The following is a 19,409-nucleotide window of genomic DNA, read 5'->3' on the forward strand; positions in this document are numbered from 1 at the left end:
GGTTAGGCAATGCCGGCATGACGCAGCAGTGCATCAACGCTGGGTTCGCGCCCCCGAAAGGCCACAAACAGCTCCATCGGTTCGCGGGAACCGCCCATTTCCAGAATGTTGCTGCAAAAATCCTTGCCGGCCCGGGCGCTGAAGATACCCTCTTCCTCGAAGCGGGAAAAGGCATCGGCCGACAGAACCTCGGCCCACTTGTAGCTGTAGTAGCCCGCCGCATAGCCACCGGCAAAGATATGACTGAAGCTGTGCTGAAAGCGGTTGAAGTCCGGCAGCGGTACCACCGACACTTCGGCGCGCACGGTATCCAGCAGTTGCTGCACGTCGGTAACACCGGGTTCAAAATCACGGTGCAGCTGGAAATCGAACAGCGAAAACTCCAGCTGGCGCACCATGAACATGGCGGACTGGAAATTTTTCGCCGCCAGCATCTTGTCGAGCAGGGCCTTTGGCAGCACGTCCCCGCTCTGGTAGTGACCGGATATCAGTGCCAGGGCTTCGGGCTCCCAGCACCAGTTTTCCATGAACTGGCTCGGCAGCTCCACCGCATCCCAGGCCACACCGTTGATACCGCTGACATCGGCGCATTCAATTTGCGTCAGCATGTGGTGCAGGCCATGACCGAACTCGTGAAACAGGGTAGTGACCTCGTTGTGGGTCAGCAGGGCAGGGTCCGCGCCCACGGCAGGCGTGAAGTTGCACACCAGGTACGCCACCGGCAACTGCAGGGCGCCGTCGGGCAGGCGGCGGCGAATGCGGCAAGTATCCATCCAGGCGCCACCGCGCTTGTTTTCACGGGCGTAGGGGTCCAGGTAGAAACTGGCCAGGCGCTCGCCATTGCGCAGCACATTGAACAGGCGCGCATCCTGGTGCCAGCGATCAAACTCGGCGACCTCTTCAATCTGGATATCAAACAGCCGGCCGGCGACCTGGAACAGGCCGTTCAGTACTTTGGGCATCGGGAAATAGGGCCGCAGCGCTTCCTGGGACACTTCGTAGCGGGCCTGCTTGAGCTTTTCGCTGTAGTAAGGCACATCCCAGGCCTGCAGGCTGTCCAGGCCATGCTGCTCGCGGGCGAAATCGCACAGTTCGCGGTATTCCTGCTGTGCCGCCGGGCGGGCACGGGTCGCCAGATCCTGCAGGAAATCCACCACCTGGTCGGTGGATTCCGCCATCTTGGTGGCGATGGAGTATTCGGCGTAGTTGCCAAAGTCCAGTAACTGGGCCAACTCGTGGCGCAGCGCCAGAATATCGTTGATCAGCTTGCTGTTGTCCCACTTGGCATCGGCACCGAGCTCCGAGGCCCGGGTCATGTAGGCGTGGTACAGCTCGCGGCGCAGCTCGCGATCATCGGCGTGGGTGATCACGGCAAAGTAGGACGGGAAATCCAGTGTCAGCAGCCAGCCTTCCTGCTCCCGGCCGGCGGCGCTCTGGCGTGCACCGGCCAGCGCCATATCGGGCAGCCCTGCCAGGCGGGCCTCATCGGTTACCAGCAGGCTCCAGGCGTTGGTGGCGTCCAGCACGTTTTCGGAGAAACGGGTGGTCAGCAGAGACAGCTGCTGCTGCAGTTCGGCATAACGCTGCTGGCCTTCGGGGGCCAGGGCGATACCGCTGAGACGGAAATCCCGCAGGGCGTTGTCCACCACCTTGCGCTGCGGGCCATCCAGCGACTGGTCGTGCTCTGCCAGATGGCTGAAGGCTTCGAACAGTTGCTGGTTCTGGCCCTGCTCGGTCCAGTACTGCGACAGCTTGGGCAGGCAGGCATTGTAGGCCTGGCGCAAGGCATCAGCGTTGACGACGGAGTTCATGTGGGACACAGGCGACCAGGCACAGGACAGCTCATCATTGAGCTGTTCCAGCGGCGCCACCAGGCTGTTCCAGTCCGGCGCCGCGGCATCCCGGCACAGGGTTTCGATAGCAGCGCGGTTGCGGCCGAGCAACTCGTCAATCGCCGGCTCCACGTTTTCCGGCTTGATGGCACTGAACGTCGGCAGTTCGGTTTGCTGCAGCAGCGGGTTGCTCATTCGATCGAATCTCCAGGGCGGGGCGGGGGCCAAAACGGAATCACCTCTATACAATGGGGGATCGGCACAGGATTTCAACAGGCATTCGACAGGCAGACTCCATGAAGATTCGCAGCTACCAGGGAAAAACCCCGCAACTGGGCCAGAAGGTCTTTGTCGACCCCAGCGCCGTCGTGCTGGGTGACGTTACTATCGGCGATGACAGCTCCATCTGGCCGCTGGTGGTGGTGCGGGGCGACATGCACCAGATCCGCATCGGCGCGCGCAGCAGTATTCAGGACGGCTCGGTGCTGCATATCACCCACGCGGGCCCCTTCAACCCCGACGGTTTTGCACTGCTGATCGGCGACGATGTCACCGTCGGTCACCAGGCCATGCTGCACGGCTGCAGCATCGGCAACCGCATCCTCATCGGCATGGGCTCCATGGTGATGGATGGCGCTGTCATTGAAGATGAGGTCGTGCTCGGCGCCGGCAGCCTGGTGCCGCCGGGCAAGACACTGCACAGCGGCTACCTCTATGTGGGCCGCCCGGCCAAACAGGTACGGCCACTGACCGAGAAGGAGCTGGCTTTCTTCACCTATTCGGCCGGCAACTATGTCCGCCTCAAGGATCAGCACCTGCAGGAAAGCTGGGCACAGGACTGAGGCGACAACCAGAAGTCGCTGTCCCGTGCTGACAGGTGCGGGCAGCGCAGGCCTCGGGTTTCCAAAGCACAGGGCTGCAGTCCGGCTGTTACGGAGGGCTACATACACTCGGGTAGCCACCGATCGCCCCCCAAAAATGCAGTTGATAATAGTTCTTATTACGCTTAGCATTTAATGCTCATTCGCTGAGCCGGGAACAAGCACCATGCCTTTCAATCGCACCCTGATGTCTCTATCGATGACCTGTATGCTGGGCACCGCCACGCCAGCGCTGGCCGCAGAGACGACCACCGCTGTGGATTCACAGGCCGTTGTTACCCACTATGCCGACCTCGCCCTGGCCATTTTTGGCGACTCCCTGACCCGCGCCCGCGAACTGCACAGCGCCGTTGAAGCCCTGATCAGTACCCCGAACGACACGACACTGCAGGCCGCCCGCAGCGCCTGGATCGCCGCTCGCGTCCCCTACCAGCAGTCCGAAGCCTTTCGTTTCGGCAATCCCATCGTCGATGACTGGGAAGGCCGCGTGAACGCCTGGCCGCTGGACGAAGGCCTGATCGACTACGTCGCCGCCGACAGCTACGGCGCCGAATCCGACGAGAACCCCTTCTACACCGCCAACATCATCGCCAACCCGAGCCTTGAGATTGGTGGCCAGACGCTGGATGCCAGCGAGATCACACCCGAACTGCTGTCCACCCAGCTGCATGAAATTGACGGTGTCGAATCCAATGTCGCCACCGGCTACCACGCCATCGAGTTTTTGCTCTGGGGCCAGGACCTGAACGGCATGGAACCCGGTGCCGGCAACAGGCCCGCGACGGATTACGATATTGATAACTGCACCGGCGGCAACTGCGAACGCCGCGGCGACTACCTGCGTGCTGCCAGCGCACTGCTGGTGCAGGACCTGGAAGAGATGGTTGCCAACTGGGAAGCCGATGGCGCCGCTCGAACCGCACTGACCGACAAGCCGGTCACCGAAGGCCTTGCCACCATCACCACCGGCATGGGCAGCCTGGCCTACGGCGAACTGGCGGGCGAGCGCACCAAGCTTGGCCTGATGCTGCATGACCCGGAAGAGGAACACGACTGCTTCTCGGACAACACCCACTGGTCGCACTACTACGATGCCAAGGGTATCCAGAACGTCTATCTGGGCAAGTACAGCCGGATTGATGGCAGCCTGATGGAGGGTCCGTCGCTGGCAGCAATGGTGGCCAGCGCTGACCCGGCACTGGACCAGAACCTGCGCCAGCATCTGGAGCAGACGCAGCAGGCGGCCCAGGTACTGGTGGATTCGGCCGCGGCGGGCGAGCCCTACGACGTGATGATCGCACCGGGCAATACCGCCGGTGGCGCCCGTATCCAGGCCTTTGTCGATGCACTGGTGGCACAGACCAAGGTGACCGAGGACGTCATCGCCCGCCTGGAACTGGGGCAGGTCAGCGTCGAGGGCTCCGACAGCCTGGACAACCCCGGCGCCGTGCAGACCCAGTAAGACTCGCACTCCTGCTCGACTCTGCCCGGGTATCCCGGGCAGTACGGTAACTCCATGATTCGTCGCCTCGTCGCCACAGCGCTGCTGCTCGGCCCGGCTTTCATCGCCGTGGCGGATGAGGGGCGCCCGGCGCCTGGCGAAGCAAACCCCGGCGGCGCAACCACCCAGCCCCGCCTGGCAACCGCCAATGCGTTCTCGGCCAGCGTGGCCAATATCGGCTTTGACGACAAAATGACCTTTGCCCTCGGGCGGGCGATTTTTCGCAAGCTCTGGGTATCGTCGCCATCCTCGACCACCGCCAGCGACGGTCTGGGCCCCCTGTACAATGCCCGCTCCTGCCTGCGCTGCCACCTGAAAAATGGCAGAGGCAAACCGCCCGAAGGGCCCGACGACAACGCCGTATCCCTGTTTTTGCGCCTGAGTATTCCGGCCCGCAACGACGCAGATCTTGTGACACTGCAGCGCCACGGCGTGGTGGCGGACACCCGCTACGGCACCCAGTTACAGCCCTTTGCCGTACCGGGCATGACCGCCGAAGGCCAGCTTCACATCAGCTACACCGAAACGCGCGTGGAACTGTCCGGCGGTGACGAGGCCTGGCTGCGCTCGCCGACCTACCGCATTCTGGAGCCAGCCTACGGCCCGTTACAGTCGGACATGCAGCTCTCGCCGCGCATCGCACCGCCGATGCCGGGCCTGGGGCTGCTGGAGCAGATAAGCGAAGCCGATATCCTCAGCCAGGCGGACCCCCAAGACAGGGACGGCGACGGCATCTCCGGGCGGCCCAACCGCGTGTGGGATCAGGCACGGCAAACCGAAGCGCTGGGGCGCTTTGGCTGGAAAGCCGGCAACCCCAGCCTGGCGCAGCAAAACAGCAGCGCCCTGCAAAGCGATATTGGCATTGGCAACCCAATGTTTCCCGCAGCGACCGGCGATTGCACCGCCGTGCAAGCCGTCTGCCTCCAGGCCCCCGATGGCAACACCCCCTTGCAGGACGGGCTTGAAGCCTCGCAGCAGATGCTGGACTGGCTGCTGTTTTACAGCCGTCACCTGGCCGTGAGCGCGCGCCCGGATGCCGCCGACCCCGAGGTTCAGGCCGGTCGCCAGCTGTTCCACGACAGCGGCTGTGCGAGCTGCCACAGACCCCACTTCGTCACCGCCGAGACCCCGCAGCTGCCGGCCCTGAGCCGTCAGCCCATCTGGCCCTATACAGACCTGCTGCTGCACGACATGGGCGAGGGCCTGGCCGACCACCGCCCGGAATTCGCCGCCACGGGTCGCGAATGGCGTACCGCGCCACTCTGGGGCATCGGCCAGACCCAGACCGTCAGCGGTCACAACTACTATCTGCACGACGGCCGCGCCCGCAGCCTGCTCGAAGCCATACTCTGGCATGGCGGTGAGGCAACCGCGGCACGGCAGCGGGTCATCAGCATGCCGGCCCGTCAACGAACTCAACTGATACGCTTTCTGGAGTCACTCTGAATGCCCACCTTTACTCGCGCAGGCCAGCTGCTGGCCGGCTCCGCTCTGTTGCTTGCAGGCCTTGCACAGGCCACCCCAGCCATCGACTGGGATGCCTTCAATGCCCGCACCGTGAGTGACCACATCCTGCCGCGCTACCAGCAGTTTGCCCAGCATAGCCAGGTGCTCGCCGACACCACCGTCCGCTGGTGTGAAAGCCGCAGCAGCAGTGACTTCGGCGCCGTGCAACAGGCGTTTGATAACAGCCTGCAGGCCTGGCAGGGCGTCCAGCATCTGCAGTTTGGGCCGGTGCAACTGCTGATGCGCAACTATGGCATCCAGTTCTGGCCCGACCGCAAGGGCATTACCGGCCGCCAGCTCAAGGAAGCACTGCAGGGCCCCGATAGCGGCAGCTATGATGCCGAGTTTTTCCGCCACGCCAGCGTGTCGATCAAGGGCTACCCGGCGCTGGAGCGCCTGTTCTACGACGAAGGCGCACTGCACAGCTTGCAGAACGAAGCCAATGCCTGCGCCCTGGCCAGCGCCATCAGTACTCAGCTTGCACACACAGCCCAGGCGATACTGGACGAATGGCAAGCCGAACCCCGGACGGGGCAGGGCAGTGAAGACGGTGAAGACACAATAGCGGGGCTGCCAGAACTGAGCCTCGAGCTGCTGCGCTCGCTGGTGCAGCCGGTTGAGATGATCCGTGACAACAAGCTGGAGCGGGTACTGGGAAAGGATATGGCCTCCGCGCGCCTGCAGCGGGCCGAAAACTGGCGCAGTGGCCAGTCTCTGCAGAGCATTGTGACCAACCTGGCGGCGCTGCAGGAGCTCTACGGGGCAGGCGAGCCTAGCCTGGACCAGATACTGCGCCAGCAGGGTGCCGCAGACCAGGCCGACCAGATCAGCGGTCTATTCAGCCAAGCCCAAAGCCAGCTTGAGGCGCTACCGGAAAACTTCGCCCCGGCGCTGCAGGACACCGATGCCTATGAGCAGCTCAAAGCCCTGTCCAGGACGCTGAAGGCGCTAGATATCGCCCTGTACGACGCCATGCCGGCCATCAATGCACAGCTGGGATTCAACAGTCGTGACGGCGACTAACCTGTACCTGTGCCCACAGCCAGGTACCCTGCATGCCGGCACCGAAACGGCTCACCCGTACCCGTTCGGTCTTCGCCGCAAAACCGGGGTGCTGTTGCCATGACCGTGATTAACCGGCGCCAGTTCAGCCTGCTGCTCGGCGGCCTGCTGGCGGCACCCGGCCTGCTGGCTCAGCCTGTGCAACCAGGTGCCACTCGTCCCCGGGACTGGCTGCTGGCCAGCGCCGCGACCGACAGCCGCAAGCAACACTGGCTGATCATTAGCGATACCGAGGGCGCACTGCAGCTGCGCCATCGCCTGCCTGCCCGGGCCCACCACGTGGCGCCCCACCCGAACCAGCCCTGGGTTGCGGTCGCTGCCAGGCGGCCCGGACAGTATATCGATGTGGTGGACTATCGCCGCCAGGCACTGGTCCGGCGCATAGAACCTGCCACCCATCATGCCTTCTACGGGCATGCGCTGTTCAGCCCCGATGGTCGCTGGCTGATCGCCACCGAAGCGGCACTGACCGATGGCCAGGGGCGCATCAGTATCCGCGATGCCCTGAATGACTTTGCACTGGTAAACGAATTCAGCAGTGGCGGCATTGGCCCGCACGAGCTGCTGCTCAGTCACGCAGGGGATGAAATCATCGTCGCCAACGGTGGTATACGAACCCAAGGACGCCAGAAGGTGAATCTGGACAGCATGCTGCCGTCGCTGGCCTACCTGCAGCTGGAAAGCGGTCGCATTACCGAGCAGCGCTACCTGGCGCCACAGCAGCACCAGCTCAGCATTCGCCACCTGGATATCAGCGCCGACGGCACGGTCATGATCGCCATGCAGTACGAAGGCCACCCGGTCGATGTCCAGCCCCTGGTAGCGCTACACCGCCGCCACCAGGCACTGCAGCCCCTGATGGCTCCGGCGGCCATCAACCGGCAGATGACGCAATACTGCGGCAGTGTACGCATCGACAGCAGCGGTACCCTTGCTGCTGTCAGTGCGCCACGGGGCAACCTGGTTACCTTCTGGGACCTGGATCAGGCAACGTACCTGAGCGGCCTTGAAGTACGCGATGGCTGCGGCCTGGCGGCCAGCAGTGAACCCGGGGAGTTCATTGCCAGCAGTGGCACCGGGCGGGTCTATCGGCTCAGCCCGCGAACAGGCCTGCGCGAACGCCTGGTGCAGGATATCCGGCTGGATCGCCTGGCCTGGGACAACCACCTCTGTGCCTTTCAGAGGCTCTGACGGGCACAGACCGGGGCAACCCCGATCTCTCAGGATGCCTTGGCTGCGGCGATTTCACGCAGGCGCTTGGTCACCGCGTGGTTAACGCTGCGCTGGGTGAAGCTGCCGTCAGCCTTGGCCTTGCCGGCACCACGCCCCATCAGCACCTCCAGGCACTGATCCACCGTTTCGACGGCAAAGATATGGAACTGGCCCGCCTCCACCGCATCGGTAACCTCTTTTTTCAGCATCAGGTTACGCACGTTGGCCCTTGGGATCACGGCCCCCTGCTGGCCGGTGAGGCCGCGGGTTTCACAGAGTTTGAAGAAACCCTCGATCTTCTCGTTGACACCGCCAATGGCCTGCACCTCACCGTACTGGTTGATGGAGCCCGTGACGGCGTATTGCTGCAGGATGGGGATGTGGGTCAGGGCCGAAATCAGGGTGCAGATTTCCGCCAGGGAGGCGCTGTCGCCGTCCACGTAGCCATAGGATTGCTCCAGCGCGATGCTGGCCGACAGCGTCAGCGGGAAGTCCTGGGCGTACTTGTGACCCAGATATCCCGACAGGATCAGCACGCCTTTGGAATGAATCGGCTGGCCAAGCGCCACTTCACGCTCGATATCGATAATGCCCCGGTTGCCCGGATGCACCGTGGCGGTAATGCGCGCTGGCGTACCAAAGGACACATCGCCTACCTGCAGCACGGTAAGGCCGTTGGACTTGCCCACCGCTTCGCCCTGGGTATCGATCAGCACCGTCTGGTTCATGATGCTGTCGAGAATTTTCTGTGACAGGCGCCCCGTGCGCTTTTCCTTCGCAGTCAGCGCCATCTCGACGTGCTTGTCATTGATAAGCTCGTCGCCGGTCTTGATACGCTTGTAGTCCGCCTCGCACAGCAAATCGACCAGCTCGCCTATATGAGCCGACAGCAACTCCTGGTCCGCCGCCAGGCGCGAGCTCTGCTCCACCAGCCGTGCTACGGCGCGCCTTGTCAGGGGCGCCAGACCCTCTTCATCGGCGAGGGTCTTGAGCAGGCGTGCATAGTTGCGGATGGTGGAGGGCTTGCGTTCAACGTCCTCATCGAAGTCGACCACCACACGAAACATCTTTTCGAAGTCCTGATCCATTTCCTGCAGCAGGTAATACATGTCACGACCGCCGATCAGCACCACCTTGACCTTCAGCGGTATGGGCTGCGGACTCAGGGTAATGGTACTGATACCGGTGTACTCACTGACCGGGTTCTCGATACGGATCTCGTGGGCCTTGAGCGCCCGCTTCAGCGCGCCATAGACGTAAGGCTGTTCCAGCAGTTTTTCCGCTTCCAGCACCAGGTAGCCGCCATTGGCACGGTGCAGGGCACCCGGGCGAATCAGGGTGAAGTTGGTCACCATGGCCCCCATGTCCGAGTTGTACTCGATGCGCCCGAACAGGTTTTCATAGTTGGGGTGGCTTTCGTGGATCACCGGCGCCCCCTTGGTCTTGCCGTTGTCCACCAGCAGGTTCACACCGTAGGTGTCTTCCATGTAAACCTTGCGCGCCGCTTCCGGCGACTCCAGCACCTTGTCGTCACCGGCAATTTCACCGCTGTTGCGCACCAGGCTGATTTCCAGCCGCGTAAGGTACTCGGGTACGCCGGAGACGTTGGCGTACTTTTCCTTCAGCGGCTGAATCAGTGGGGCCACGGCGTGCAGCGCGGTTTCCCGGTCCAGACGGCGCATCTGCTCGGCGGCCTCGCGGCGCCACTTCGGCAATTCCGTCAGGCTGTCGTTGAGACAGTCCTCCAGCTGGGAAATCACGCGGGAGAATGTCTCCCGCTCTTCCTCGGGCAGCAGTGAAAAGGCCGCTTCATCCATGGCCTGACCCTCGGCCACGGGCATAAAGCCGATACTGCCCGACTCGCGAAACAGGGCAATGCTGTGCTCCCGGGCCTGGCGTTCAACCTCCTCGATCGCCTGATCGTAACGGCGGTTGAAGTCCCGTTCGATCCGGCCTTTCTGGCGCTGATAGCCCGGGTTCTCGAAGGCCGCTGGCAGCTCGGTCAGGGCCGCTTCGATCATGCGTCCCATGTCCTTGCGGAACAGGCCAGCCTTGCCGGCGGGGAATTCCATGACCTGGGGGTAGCGGGAGTCGGAGAGGTTATTGAGGTAGCACCAGTCCTTGAGCCGGTTGCGTTCCTTTTTCGCCACGCTGCGCAGGCTTTCCATGGCGAAGGAAAAACGGCCGGTGTGGGGGTTCCCCATCACGAACAGGTTATAGCCCGGGCGGCGCATGCCGACACCAAACTCCATCGCCTCGATGGCGCGTTCCTGGCCAAAAAAGCCGCTGAAGGGCTCTAGGGTTTCGGTGGTTCGAAAGGGCAGCAGGTCTGCTTCGCAGGTGCGGTAAAGAGCTTCGGGGGCTAAGGGTTTCAGCTTTTCCATGCAACAACTCCACCGGGGCATTTCTAGTTGTTATACCTTCCGGCGGGGTCGGCTTGCAAGGCGGCTCGCACGCATCAGTGCGGCGCATATCGTTTTTTAATCAATCAGTTAAGGAGTCACGTAGGGTCTGGAGCAAACTTCGGGTGTCTGGCTGAGTACCGCGCCAGATGCGAAACGACTCGGCCGCCTGTTCCACCAGCATGCCCAGGCCATCGAGCACCCGGGCGGCACCCTGCTGTTGTGCCCAGCGTCCAAAGGCGGTCGGCTCGGCACTGTACATCATGTCGTAGCACCAGCCACCGGGGGCCAGCACAGCAGCGGGCAGCGGGGGGACTTCGCCCTGCAGGCTGGCGGCGGTGCCATTGATGATCAGGTCGAAGGATTGGCTCTCAAGATCGGCAAAGCCGCAGCCCTGCACGGGCCCAAGGCCGGCAAACACTTCAGCTAGCTCAATGGCCCTGGCCGGCGTGCGGTTGGCAACCACCAACTGGCGTGGCTGCTGCTCAAGCAGCGGCTGCATGACGCCCCGCACGGCCCCGCCCGCACCAAGCAGCAGCACCCGCGCGCCGCGCACCGTGCCGCCATGATTTTTGACAATATCCCGCACCATGCCGGTGCCGTCGGTGTTGTCGCCGCAAATACGACCCTGGTCATCGCAATACAGCGTATTGACCGCACCGGCCAGTTCGGCGGCCGGACTGCGCCACTGCGCCAGGGCCCAGGCCTGCTGCTTGAACGGCACGGTAATATTCAGCCCCTTGCCGCCACGGGCGAAAAAGTCATCCACTGCCACAGCAAAGCCGTCTTCGGGTACCAGCACCGCATCGTAAGTCAGTACCTGACCGCTCTGGCTGGCAAAACAACGATGAATCAGGGGGGATTTGCTGTGCGCGATCGGATTGCCGAAAACCGCGTATCTGTCCATCACTCGACCTCCAGCCAGTTACGCGGCTTGAGGTAGCGCTCGTACAGCCGCGCTTCGGCACTGCCCGCTTGCGGCTTCCAGTCATAGCCCCAGCGCACCTCGGGCGGCAGGGACATCAGGATCGACTCGGTGCGACCGCCGGACTGCAGCCCAAACAGGGTGCCGCGGTCATACACCAGGTTGAATTCAACGTAACGGCCACGGCGGTGCAGCTGGAAATCCCGCTCCTGCTCGCCATACTCGGTATCGCGACGTTTCTCGATGATCGGTACGTAGGCCGGGAGGAAGGCATCACCGATGGCGCGCATCAGCGCAAAGCTCTGCTCGAACCCAAGCTCGTTCAGGTCATCAAAAAACAGCCCGCCGATACCCCGGGGCTCGTTACGGTGCTTGATGTAAAAGTAGTCATCACACCAGGTTTTGAAGCGGGGGTAAATGTCGGTGCCAAAGGGATCGCAGGCCTTTTTGGCGACCTCGTGCCAGTGGCGACAGTCTTCGTCATAACCGTAATAGGGTGTCAGGTCGAAGCCGCCGCCAAACCACCATACCGGCGCTTCGCCGTCTTTTTCCGCCAGGAAAAAGCGCACATTGGCATGGGATGTCGGTATATGGGGGTTGTGCGGATGCAGGACCAGGGAGACGCCCATGGCCTGAAAGGTACGCCCGGCCAGTTCCGGCCTGTGGGCTGTTGCGGAGGCGGGCAGCTGATCACCATGTACATGGGAAAAGTTGACGCCGCCTTTCTCGAACAGGGCTCCGTCATCCAGCACCCGTGTACGACCGCCACCACCGGCCTCGCGCACCCACTTGTCGGTCTTAAAGCGCTGCTGGCCATCGATCAGTTCCAGGCTCGAGCAGATCCGGTCCTGCAGCTCCAGCAGATACGCCTTTACCGCCATAATATCGGGTTGATTCATCCGGTCACCACGTAAGTAAATACTTACTCTCTAATTAGTTGTTTGCTGCCAAGATCACAGATCTGCGTTGGCCGCTCCAGCTTGCCGAGCGCGCCTGGCACCACATAATCAAGTTCGGAACCGAAGTAGGTATTCACTTTCAACTTCGAACGCGCCGGTGCCGCGGCACTGCGGTTGGCAGAGGTTGAAACGAGGGGGCCACCGAAGGCAGCACAGAGCGCGCGCACCACCGGATGGGCGCTCACCCGCACAGCGACACTGGAGTGTCGCCCGCGAACACCTTCCGGCGCCCAGCCCCTGGGGTCCGGAATAAGCCAGGTTACCGGCCCCGGCCAGCTGGCCTCCAGCTGTGCCAGCTGATCATCCGACAAGCCCTGCAATAATGGTTTGATCTGTGTCATGTCAGACGCAACAAGAATCAGCCCCTTGTGCATGGGGCGACGCTTGAGTTCCAGCAGCCGCTCGATTGCAGCAGCATTGAAGGGGTCACACCCCAGCCCCCAGACGGCCTCGGTGGGGTAGGCAATAACACCGCCGCCATGCAGTGCACGCAGCGCCTGATTCAGGTGCCAGTTGTTCATGAGTCTTACCTGAGCGGTTTAGGTATCGGACGCGCAGCGAAGGTATCCCCCCGCAACGGACTCGATCACGCCTTTCAATTCCAGAGAAACCAGCAGCGGCATCAGCTGCGCCATTGGCAGGCCGGTCAGGGCCACGAGCTGGTCAATATCGGCGATATCATACCCCATTTTTTCCAGCAGTTGCGCCTCCGACTGAGGGAGTGCAGGGGCGCAATCGGGCTCAGGCGCGTTGCTCTGGGCCGCGTAGAATCCCAGCAGCGCCGCCAGCGGTTCCAGCACGTGGGACACGGTTTCCACCAGCACGGCGCCTTCACGGATCAGCTGATGGCAGCCATGGGCGGCGGGATTCTGAATACTGCCGGGAATCGCAAAGACCTCACGTCCCTGCTCCAGCGCCATGCGAGCGGTAATCAGCGAGCCGCTGCGCGGCGCCGCCTCGATCACCAGCACACCGGCGCACAGGCCACTGATAATGCGATTGCGTTTGGGAAAGTTGCCAGGCAAGGGCTGGCTGCCCGGCAGAAACTCGGAGACCCAGGCTCCGCCGGTGTCCAGGATTCGCTGTGCCAGGCCGGCATGACGTCGCGGATAGACAGCATCCAGCCCGGTACCAAACACCGCGACACTCACGCCGTCACGGTCGACCGCTCCCTGGTGGGCGGCACCATCGATCCCCAGCGCCAGCCCGCTGGTCACCACCATGCCGGCTTCACTCAGGGCGGCGCTGAACCTGTAGGCGTTGGCGACACCGGAACGACTGGCGTGACGGCTGCCCACCAGGGCCATTTGCGGCAAAGCCAGGCAGTCCGCGTTGCCACGTACAAACAGCAATCCGGGAGGGTCGGGGATTTCGAGCAACAGGGCGGGATATTCGTCGAGATCGGGCGTCAGGCAGCAGACATCGTCTTCTTCAAGCCATTCCAGGCAGCGCTCGAAACGCTCGAATTCAGGCCCGACGGCACGGTCAAAGGACTCCATCGCCCGCAGGGTGCGAGTACGGGCGCCAACAAGGCGAAGCGCCTCGGGGTCATGCAGGAAAAGTCGTGAAGGGGGGATACCGGCTACCGCAAGCCTTTTGAGACCGGCAGGACCAACACCAGGCAGGAGGCTTGCAGCAATCCAGTCCTTTGGATTGCTGCCCATGTGATCATTCCGAAATCAGGGTTCGAACACCTTGTCGCCCACCGACATGACGTTGGACGCATTCAGTACCAGGCCATAGCTGACCTTGTCGAAAACCTTGAACAGCATCAGCAAGCCGGCCCGCTCGTCCGGCAGCGCAATGCGTTCACCGGTCACCGGATCCCTGACATTCTCGCCAGTGCGGTAGATCGACATGACATTGCCGGCCTCGACCGAGTCCCGGGCGCCGACATTGACAGCCACTGCGTTGTATTGGCCAATTTTGGCGACCCCGCCGAGAACCGACAGGATCAGGCCTTCGGTACCTTCAGGGACCGCCGAGGGATGGAACAGGGACTGGATGCGGCTTTCCTCGATCGGCAGTACCCGATCCAGCAAGCGGACCTCTTCCCGGGTCTTGCGCAGATCCAGCGTGATAATGTCATTCTCCTGCGCCGGAATCGCCGTGTCGGCGATCTTCAGCATTTCATAGCCCAGGAATTCGCCGGTCAGCGGATCACGGTACTCGGTCGCCGGGCGGTACACCGCCTGCAGGCGCTCATCGGACTTCAGTTCACCGCGGGCATAAACCCGATCGCCGGCACCGGCAATGATGCTGTCATTGCGCCCGCCCACCACGTAGGGTGCGGTATTCACAAGGTCTTCATTGGCCACCAGGTGATCCGACAGGAAGGCAATGATGTCCTTCAGCGGAATTGCGGGGATGGCATCATCCAGCGGTGACACCCGGGCCTTGGGTGTTAACCTGCCTACCCCCGAACGCAGCGACAGCCGCGGCTGGCCATTCACCCAGCTCAGGTAAATGATATCGCCGGGATAAATCAGGTGGGGGTTATAGATTTGGGGGTTTACATCCCAGACATCCGGCCATTGCCATGGATGCTGCAGAAAGCGTCCGGAGATATCCCAGAGCGTATCGCCCTTGACAACGACATACTCGGTTGGATAATTCTCACGCAATTGAATTCTGTCTTTTCGCACTTCGGCGTTGGCAACCGAGACGGTGAGGAGAAGCAGACAGGTAAGCAGTCCGCACAGCAGTTTCTTCATACCCAAATCCCTTGTTAGAACTACCTCAGAACCTTCGCTTTGCCAGTAGGGCCGATGACGTCAGGCGCAATGCAATGAGCGGCGATATCAGTATAATAGGCTGATAGCTGAATTTCGCCATCCACGGCTCACATTGAACCCTAGTAATTATCGGACCTCATGGCAAAACTACCGATCCTCGAATTTCCGGACCCGCGTCTGCGTACCATAGCAGAATCCGTAGAAACGGTGACTGAGAATACTCGTCAGATAATCGACGACATGTTCGAAACCATGTACGACGCACCGGGTATCGGTCTGGCCGCGACCCAGGTCAATATCCACCAGCGCATCATCACCATCGATATCTCTGAAGACAGTGACGAGCCGCTGGTGTTGATCAATCCGACCTTTGAAGTTCTGGACAAGGAACTGGAGCGCATGCAGGAAGGTTGCCTGTCGGTGCCGGGCTTCTATGAGAATGTCGAGAGGCCCAATCATATCCGCGTCCAGGCGCTGGATCGTGACGGTAACCCGCTCGACTTCGAAGCCCGCGATCTGCTGGCGGTCTGTATCCAGCATGAAATCGACCACCTCGATGGCAAGCTGTTTGTAGACTACCTGTCGCCGCTCAAGCGTACCCGCATCCGTGGCAAGCTGGAGAAAAAACACCGCCTGGAAGAAACCCAGCCGGTCTGATTTTCCTTGGCGTTCGCCAGGCTTGCAGGGGGACGCCTTCACAGCCCCCTGCAAATCGATTTCACGAGGGAGCTCCCCGATGCCCGAGCCGCTGAGAATAGTCTTCGCCGGCACACCCGACTTTGCCGCAGCCAGCCTGCAGGCCCTGTTTGAAACTCACCACGACATCATCGCTGTTTATACTCAGCCCGACCGCCCCGCAGGCCGCGGCCGCAAGCTCACGCCGAGCCCGGTCAAGCAGCTTGCGCTGGAGCACGGCGTCGCGGTGTTTCAGCCGCTGTCGCTGAAAGACGCCGCAGCCCAGCAGGCACTCGCAGACCTCAAACCGGACCTTATGATCGTCGCCGCCTATGGCCTGCTGCTGCCCAGGGTGGTGCTCGAGACCCCGCGGCTGGGGTGCATTAACGTACATGCATCCCTGCTGCCACGCTGGCGCGGCGCGGCGCCCATACACCGCGCACTGCTGGCCGGCGACAGCGAAACCGGCATCACCATCATGCAGATGGATGTAGGCCTGGATACCGGCGACATGCTGCTAAAGGCCAGCTGCCCGATCCTGCCCGAGGACAACAGCGGCGTACTGCATGACCGCCTGGCGGCGCTGGGTGCCAGCACCCTGGTACAAAGCCTGGTCGCCATCCAGAACGGCAGCTGCGACCGCGAAGTCCAGGACAATGACCAGGCCTGCTATGCCCACAAGCTTGAAAAGCAGGAAGGCAATATCGACTGGCAGCAGAGTGCCGACTATCTGGCCCGCCAGGTACGGGGACTGGCACCCTGGCCGGTCGCCTTTACCCAGCTCGACGGCACGACCCTGCGCATCTGGGCTGCCAGCGCACTGGACACCCCCAGCGACGCGGCCCCCGGCACCCTGATTGCCGCGGACAAAACGGGCATCAGCGTTGCGTGCGGGCAGGGCGTACTGCGCCTTACCCGAGTGCAACTGCCCGGCGGGACCCCACTCAACAGTGCAGACATTATGAATTCCCGGCGCGACAGCTTTCGCCTGGGCACGAGGCTTGGAGCCGCATGAACCTTAGAACACTGGCCGCTCAAACACTGGCCCCTCTGCTGCAGCATCGCGGTTCCCTCAACGCCACGCTCCCCACCTCGCTGTACACCTGCGTTCCCAGAGATCGCGCGCTGTTGCAACAGCTGTGCTACGGCACCATGCGATTCGAGCCCAGGCTTGCCCTGATCGCCGATCACCTGCTGCAGAAACCGTTTCGCGACAAGGATGCCGATCTGCAGGCGCTGGTGCTGCTCGGGCTCTACCAGCTCGACCAGACCCGCATTGCCGACCACGCCGCCATCAGCGAAACCGTGGATGCGACTGAGGACCTGAACAAGAACTGGGCCCGAGGCCTGGTCAACGCCGTGCTGCGCCGTTTTCAGCGCGAGCGCGACAGCATCATGGAAACGCTGGGCGACAACCCGCGCCTGCAGTACAACCATCCCGACTGGATGATCGGCAAGTTGCAGCAGAACTGGCCCGACCACTGGCCCCAGATCATGCTGGCCAACGATCAGCCCGCGCCCATGACGCTGCGACTCAACACCCGCCAAAGCAGCCGCGAAGCCTACCTTGAGCAGCTCTACATTGCCGGTATCGAAGCGACTCCCGGCACCTTCGCCGACACCGCCATCTACCTCACCCAGGCCTGCGATGTCACCGAGTTGCCGGGCTTTGATGAAGGCCTGGTCAGTGTGCAGGATGAAGCGGCCCAGCTGTCGGCCTCCCTGCTCGACCTCAAGCCCGGTCAGCGCGTACTGGATGCCTGTGCGGCTCCCGGTGGCAAGCTGTGTCACCTGCTGGAGCACGAACCGGCGCTGGCGTACGTGGAAGCGGTGGAGCTGGATTCGCGCCGTGCCGAGCGCATCAAGCAGAACCTGCAACGGCTCAACCTGAGCTGCACCCTGACCCAGGGCGATGCCTCGAGCGACAGCTGGTGGGACGGTCAAAGCTACGACCGCATCCTGATCGACGCGCCCTGCAGCGCCACCGGCGTCATTCGCCGCCACCCGGACATCAAGTACCTGCGCCGCAACGAGGACCTGAAGCGCCTGGCGGACCTGCAGCTGGCCATTCTGGAAAACTGCTGGAACATGCTCAGCCCCGGCGGCAAGCTGCTCTATGCAACCTGTTCCGTCTTCCCGCAGGAAAACGAACGCCTGCTGGCTCGCTTTATCAAGGCGCGCCCCGAAGTGCAGCACCTGCCCATTGAGGCGGACTGGGGCCATGGGAGGCCGCTGGGGCGCCAGCTGTTCCCGCAGCCGGATGGACACGACGGTTTTTACTACGCTGTACTCGAGAAACCCGCCAACTAATCCGGGCAGACCCTGCTGACCTATGAAAATCATCCTACTGGGCGCCGGCCAGGTTGGCGGCACTCTGGCTGAAAACCTCGCCATCGAAGCCAACGACATCACCATCGTCGATACCGACAGTGCGCGCCTGCGCGAGCTGCAGGATCGGCTGGATATCCGCACCATCGAAGGCAAGGCCTCCTACCCCAGCGTGCTGGAGCGCGCCGGGGCCCGGGACGCCGACATGCTGATCGCCGTCACCAACAGTGACGAAGTCAACATGATCGCCTGCCAGCTGGCCCACACCCTGTTCAGTACCCCGACCAAGATCGCCCGCGTGCGCGAGCACGACTACCTGCGCAAGGAAGGGGAGATTTTCAAGAATCAGGCCATTCCGGTGGACGTGCTGATCAGCCCGGAGCAGCTCGTCACCCAGCATATCCAGCGGCTGATTCAGCACCCGGGCGCGCTGCAGGTGCTGGACTTTGCCGAGGGTCAGGCCCAGCTGGTCGCCGTCAAGGCGTATTACGGCGGCCCGCTGGTCGGGCGCGAAATATCCTATCTGCGCACGCACATGCCCGCCGTGGACACCCGTGTGGCGGCCATTTTCCGCCAGGACAGGCCCATCATCCCGCAGGGGAACACGGTCATCGAGGCCGACGACGAGGTGTTCTTTATTGCCGCACGGCGCGATATCCGTGCGGTCATGAGCGAACTGCGCCGGCTCGACAACCCCTACAAGCGGCTGATCATCGCCGGCGGCGGCAATATCGGCGCCCGCCTGGCGGCCAACATCGAAAACCAGTTCCAGGTGAAGATCATCGAGCGCGGCATCCAGCGCTGTAATGCCCTGGCCAAGAGCCTTGAGAACACCATCGTGCTGCACGGCAGCGCCTCGGACCGCGACCTGCTGATCGAGGAAAATATCGAGGACACCGACGTTTTCCTCGCCCTGACCAACGACGACGAAGCCAATATCATGGCCTCGATGCTGGCCAAGCGCCTGGGTGCGCGCACCGTCATGACGCTGATCAACAACCCGGCCTATGTCGACCTGGTGCAGGGTGGCGTGATCGATATCGCCATTTCACCACAGCAGACCACCATCAGTGCCTTGCTGACCCATGTTCGCCGAGGCGATGTGGCCGCCGTGCACGCGCTGCGCCGCGGCGCCGCCGAAGCCATCGAGGCGGTTGCCCATGGCGACAAGCGCAGCTCCAAGGTCGTCGGCAAGGCCATCGAGGATATCGACCTTCCACCCGGCACGACCATTGGCGCCATCGTGCGTAACGACGAGGTACTGATCGCCCACGATGATGTCGTGATCGAGAACGGCGACCACGTCATTCTGTTCCTGGTAGACAAGCGCCGCATCCGCGATGTGGAGCGCCTGTTCCAGGTTGGTCTCGCCTTTTTCTGAGCGGCAGCCA

General features: G+C 62.4%; 16 protein-coding genes. 9 read left to right on the top strand and 7 right to left on the bottom strand.

Annotation, left to right across the window (positions count from 1 at the left end; genetic code table 11):
- Positions 1-2 precede the first annotated feature (2 nt).
- Complete coding sequence (gene prlC / locus KDW95_RS15945; protein ID WP_255852807.1) at positions 3-2,027, bottom strand: oligopeptidase A; 2,025 nt, start codon at positions 2,025-2,027, stop codon at positions 3-5.
- A gap of 101 nt (positions 2,028-2,128) precedes the next feature.
- Between prlC and KDW95_RS15950 the strand changes: the two genes are divergently transcribed.
- The 5 genes from KDW95_RS15950 (at position 2,129) to KDW95_RS15970 (ending at position 7,973) form a co-directional block, all read left to right on the top strand.
- Positions 2,129-2,674, top strand: coding sequence for a gamma carbonic anhydrase family protein (locus KDW95_RS15950; RefSeq protein WP_255852808.1), 546 nt, complete (start codon positions 2,129-2,131; stop codon positions 2,672-2,674).
- Between the two features lie 205 nt (positions 2,675-2,879).
- Positions 2,880-4,175 (top strand): imelysin family protein, encoded by a 1,296-nt coding sequence (locus KDW95_RS15955; protein WP_255852809.1) that lies wholly within the window; start codon positions 2,880-2,882, stop codon positions 4,173-4,175.
- Positions 4,176-4,229: 54 nt separating this feature from the next.
- Positions 4,230-5,660: a di-heme oxidoreductase family protein gene (locus KDW95_RS15960; protein WP_255852810.1), complete on the top strand. Its 1,431-nt coding sequence runs from the start codon at positions 4,230-4,232 to the stop codon at positions 5,658-5,660.
- A complete protein-coding gene (locus tag KDW95_RS15965) occupies positions 5,661-6,743 on the top strand; it encodes an imelysin family protein (protein WP_255852811.1) in 1,083 nt (360 codons plus the stop codon). It begins immediately after the preceding gene.
- 99 nt (positions 6,744-6,842) lie between these two features.
- Complete coding sequence (locus tag KDW95_RS15970) at positions 6,843-7,973, top strand: DUF1513 domain-containing protein (protein ID WP_255852812.1); 1,131 nt, start codon at positions 6,843-6,845, stop codon at positions 7,971-7,973.
- A gap of 29 nt (positions 7,974-8,002) precedes the next feature.
- On the opposite strand, the gene KDW95_RS15975 is transcribed toward KDW95_RS15970, so the two are convergent.
- From KDW95_RS15975 to KDW95_RS16000, 6 genes are all read right to left on the bottom strand, one after another.
- Positions 8,003-10,378, bottom strand: a complete 2,376-nt coding sequence (locus KDW95_RS15975; RefSeq protein WP_255852813.1) for a Lon protease family protein — start codon at positions 10,376-10,378, stop codon at positions 8,003-8,005.
- A gap of 100 nt (positions 10,379-10,478) precedes the next feature.
- Positions 10,479-11,303, bottom strand: a complete 825-nt coding sequence (gene aroE, locus KDW95_RS15980) for a shikimate dehydrogenase (RefSeq protein ID WP_255852814.1) — start codon at positions 11,301-11,303, stop codon at positions 10,479-10,481.
- Positions 11,303-12,220, bottom strand: coding sequence for an oxygen-dependent coproporphyrinogen oxidase (hemF, locus tag KDW95_RS15985; RefSeq protein WP_255852815.1), 918 nt, complete (start codon positions 12,218-12,220; stop codon positions 11,303-11,305). The genes aroE and hemF overlap by 1 nt, the downstream gene beginning before the upstream one ends.
- Before the next feature lie 23 nt (positions 12,221-12,243).
- A complete protein-coding gene (locus KDW95_RS15990; protein WP_255852816.1) occupies positions 12,244-12,801 on the bottom strand; it encodes an L-threonylcarbamoyladenylate synthase in 558 nt (185 codons plus the stop codon).
- An 18-nt stretch (positions 12,802-12,819) separates the two neighbouring features.
- Complete coding sequence (gene dprA, locus KDW95_RS15995) at positions 12,820-13,944, bottom strand: DNA-processing protein DprA (protein WP_255852817.1); 1,125 nt, start codon at positions 13,942-13,944, stop codon at positions 12,820-12,822.
- 15 nt (positions 13,945-13,959) lie between these two features.
- The gene (locus KDW95_RS16000) at positions 13,960-14,994 is read right to left on the bottom strand and encodes a LysM peptidoglycan-binding domain-containing protein (protein ID WP_255852818.1); all 1,035 of its coding nucleotides are present in this window, start codon (positions 14,992-14,994) and stop codon (positions 13,960-13,962) included.
- 159 nt (positions 14,995-15,153) lie between these two features.
- Between KDW95_RS16000 and def the strand changes: the two genes are divergently transcribed.
- The 4 genes from def to trkA all read left to right on the top strand — a co-directional run bounded on the left by def (position 15,154) and on the right by trkA (position 19,399).
- Positions 15,154-15,672, top strand: coding sequence for a peptide deformylase (def, locus tag KDW95_RS16005; protein WP_255852819.1), 519 nt, complete (start codon positions 15,154-15,156; stop codon positions 15,670-15,672).
- 79 nt (positions 15,673-15,751) lie between these two features.
- On the top strand, positions 15,752-16,705 hold the full coding sequence (fmt, locus tag KDW95_RS16010) for a methionyl-tRNA formyltransferase (RefSeq protein WP_255852820.1): 954 nt from the start codon (positions 15,752-15,754) through the stop codon (positions 16,703-16,705).
- Positions 16,702-18,000, top strand: coding sequence for a 16S rRNA (cytosine(967)-C(5))-methyltransferase RsmB (gene rsmB, locus KDW95_RS16015; RefSeq protein ID WP_255852821.1), 1,299 nt, complete (start codon positions 16,702-16,704; stop codon positions 17,998-18,000). The genes fmt and rsmB overlap by 4 nt, the downstream gene beginning before the upstream one ends.
- Before the next feature lie 22 nt (positions 18,001-18,022).
- A complete protein-coding gene (trkA, locus tag KDW95_RS16020) occupies positions 18,023-19,399 on the top strand; it encodes a Trk system potassium transporter TrkA (protein WP_255852822.1) in 1,377 nt (458 codons plus the stop codon).
- Positions 19,400-19,409 lie beyond the last annotated feature (10 nt).

Origin of the sequence: Marinobacterium rhizophilum (assembly GCF_024397915.1) — a bacterium.
Lineage (GTDB): Bacteria > Pseudomonadota > Gammaproteobacteria > Pseudomonadales > Balneatricaceae > Marinobacterium_A > Marinobacterium_A rhizophilum_A.